Raw genomic sequence first — 3,589 nt, forward strand, 5'->3', positions numbered from 1 at the left:
TGAAAGATAAAGGCGTAACCGAAGTGATGTTGATACCGCTTTATCCGCAACATGCCATGGCTTCGACTACAACGATTTTAGTTTTGGCAGAAGAATTGCGTGAAAAGCATTTTCCAGAAATGAAGTTTACCATTGTCCCTGCTTTTTACAATAACCCCGATTATATCAAAGCGTTATCCAATTCGATTAAAAAACATTTGGAAGGATTTGACTATGATCATTTATTGTTTTCATATCACGGAGTTCCGAAACGTCATATTCGCAAAACAGATATAACAAAATCACATTGCAAAATGGATAGAACTTGTTGCAACACTCCATCGCCAGCACACGAGTTTTGTTACAGCCACCAATGTTATGAAACCACCAAACAAGTTGTAAAATTATTGGGAATCCCAGAAGGAAAATACAGTCAAACCTTCCAATCTCGATTAGCAGGCGACAAATGGTTAACTCCCTACACTGATGTTGAAGTTAATAAAATGCCCGAAAAAGGCATTAAAAAATTAGCGGTTGTAACTCCAGCATTTGTTAGTGATTGCTTGGAAACTTTGGAAGAAATAGCCATGGAAGCAAACGAAGAATTTTTGCACCATGGTGGCGAAGAATTTATGGCAGTTCCTTGTATGAACGATGAAGACGAATGGTGTGGTGTGGTTGCGAGTTGGATTAAAGAATTTGAAAAATAATATTGGTTTCAAGTTTAAGGTTTCAAGTTGTTATAATTCGACTGAAAACTGAAAACTGAAAACTGAAAACTGATAAAAATGGAACTCTACAACTACATAAAATCACTTCACCTCATTTTTGTAATCACTTGGTTTGCAGGTTTGTTTTATATTGTTCGTTTGTTTGTATATCAAATTGAAGCCAACGAAAAACCATCTCCTGAACGTGAAATTTTACTGAAACAATACAAAATCATGACCTATAGGTTGTGGTATATCATTACATGGCCAAGTGCGGTTTTAGCAACGCTTTTTGCTATTTGGTTATTGGTTTTAATGCCTGATTGGTTGCAAATGCCGTGGATGCATGTTAAATTGGGTTTTGTCGTTTTACTGATTGCCTACCAAATAAAATGTCATTTAATTTATGCAGCATTACAAAACGATGTGTTTAAGTATTCTTCCAACTTCATGCGATTGTGGAATGAAGGTGCCACGATTATTCTTTTTGCAGTTGTTTTTTTAGTAATTTTAAAAAATGCTTTCAATTGGATTTATGGTGTTGTCGGCATCCTTTTGTTTTCAATTCTGATAATGTTGGGATTTAAGTTTTATAAACGATTACGAGAGAAAAAGTAACTAGGCAATAGCCACTAGGTAATAGTAACTAATGCCTAATGATTATTGCCCAATGCCAATAAAAATGATAAACGGCTTCAAAATGTCAATGTTATCTCTTCGAGTTAGGATTTTCCTATCGATGATTATATTGATAGTCATTGCCTCCATTTTGATGGCTTCCATCTCTATTATTCAGTTTAAAAATGAAGCCAAAGACTACCATCAAGAACGTTTAGACCGTAAAGAATTTGCTATAAAAGAACACATCAATTATGTGCTTTCCACTACGACTTATCCGTTAACTCAAGATAATTTACGGCTTATTTTTAAGGATAAAATTCATGAATTGTCCGATATTCATAATCTTGAAATCAATATTTATTCACTAAAAGGAAAATTGGTAAAATCATCTAAAGCTAAGTTTTCTGTTGATAAAGTTGCTCCGCCAATTCCAAATTATATTCTAAAACTCGTTCAGTCTTCAGTTGATAAAAGATATGTGGATATTAAAAACATTGACGGAGTTAAAAATCGTTCGGCTTACAGTCAAATAAAAGACGATAAGTTCAAACCTCTTGGAATATTAAACATTCCTTATGTTGAAGATGACGGGTTTTATGAAACTGAGCTTCGTCAATTTTTATTGCGATTGAGCCAAGTGTATTCTTTCATGTTGATTATTGCGTTTGCTTTGGCCTATTTCCTTTCAAGTTATATTACCAAATCCTTAAAAACCATTTCAGACAAAATCAACGAAACGAGTTTGAACCAAAAAAACGAGAAAATTGTCATTGAAGCCAACAGTAAAGAGATTAATTCCTTGATAAATGCCTACAACCAAATGGTGGATAAACTGGAAGAAAGTGCAACAATGTTAGCTCAAAGCGAACGAGAACAAGCATGGCGCGAAATGGCAAAACAAGTAGCACACGAAATCAAAAATCCACTGACGCCAATGCGATTAACTGTGCAAAGTTTTCAACGAAAGTTTGATGGCAATGACCCAAACTTGAAACAAAAATTAGACGATTATTCAAAAACATTAATCCAACAAATTGATACTATGAGTGCTGTGGCTTCAGCATTTTCCAACTTTGCTTCGATGCCAGCACAACAAAATGAAAACCTCAACGTGGTTGATGTTGTGGAATTGGCTTTAGATATTTTTAATGAAGATTTCATTGTTTTTGAAAGCAATAAAAAAGAAATTATTTCAAAATTAGACAGAACACAATTGATTAGAATTATTACTAATTTAGTCAAAAATGCGATTCAATCTATCCCAGAAGAACAAGTAGAAAAACAAATTTTGGTATCTGTAAAAGAAATGGATGACACCGTAATTATTTCCGTAAAAGACAATGGTATTGGTATTGAAACAGAAAATATTGAACACGTTTTTGAACCAAAATTTACTACCAAAACCAGTGGAATGGGGTTGGGTTTAGGAATTATCAAAAATATTATAGAAAATTATAAAGGAACCATTACTTTTGAAACAGAACTTGGAAAAGGTTCTACTTTTATAGTTTCGCTTCCTATTGTGAAATAAAAATTTAACCCATGAACTTCGAAAACATACTCGTTACCGTTGAAAACCACATTGGACAAATTACAATTAACCGTCCATCAAAATTAAATGCGCTAAATGTAGCTACCATACAAGAACTCCATAATGCTTTTGAAACCCTGGAAAGTAATAATGATGTTAACGTAATTATAATTACTGGAGAAGGCGAAAAAGCTTTCGTTGCTGGTGCTGATATTTCTGAATTTGCAAATTTTTCTATTGAAGAAGGGGCACAACTGGCCGCACAAGGCCAAGAATTATTATTTGATTTTGTAGAAAACTTGAAAAAGCCTGTTATTGCTGCTGTCAATGGTTTTGCGCTTGGTGGCGGATTAGAATTGGCAATGGCTTGTCATTTTCGCATTGCTTCGGATAATGCAAAAATGGGGCTGCCCGAGGTTTCTCTTGGTGTCATTCCTGGTTATGGCGGAACGCAACGTTTGCCTCAGCTCATTGGAAAAGGGCGTGCCATGGAACTAATCATGACTGCAGGAATGATTGAAGCTGAAACTGCTAAAATCTATGGATTAGTAAATCATGTAGTGCCACAAATCGAATTGCTTGAATTTACTAAAAGCATTGCTGCTAAAATTATTAGAAACTCACCTATGGCAATTGAAAAAGCCATAAAAACTATTAATGCTAATTATAAAGATGGTGTAAATGGTTTTGAAACCGAAATTAGAAACTTTGGAAAATGCTTTGGCACCGAAGATTTTAAAGAAGGAAC

4 protein-coding genes are annotated in these 3,589 nt (G+C 34.3%); all 4 read left to right on the forward strand.

The window, feature by feature from the left end:
- A partial coding sequence (locus ACOYLT_RS10890; protein ID WP_422853874.1) for a ferrochelatase occupies positions 1–689 on the forward strand: 689 nt, incomplete at its 5' end.
- Positions 690–767: 78 nt separating this feature from the next.
- Complete coding sequence (locus ACOYLT_RS10895; RefSeq protein WP_422853875.1) at positions 768–1,307, forward strand: CopD family protein; 540 nt, start codon at positions 768–770, stop codon at positions 1,305–1,307.
- Between the two features lie 121 nt (positions 1,308–1,428).
- Complete coding sequence (locus tag ACOYLT_RS10900; RefSeq protein ID WP_422853877.1) at positions 1,429–2,841, forward strand: sensor histidine kinase; 1,413 nt, start codon at positions 1,429–1,431, stop codon at positions 2,839–2,841.
- Between the two features lie 11 nt (positions 2,842–2,852).
- The coding region (locus ACOYLT_RS10905) for an enoyl-CoA hydratase/isomerase family protein (protein ID WP_422853876.1) at positions 2,853–3,589 on the forward strand (737 nt) is incomplete at its 3' end.

This window comes from Flavobacterium sp. (assembly GCF_049318185.1).
GTDB lineage: Bacteria > Bacteroidota > Bacteroidia > Flavobacteriales > Flavobacteriaceae > Flavobacterium.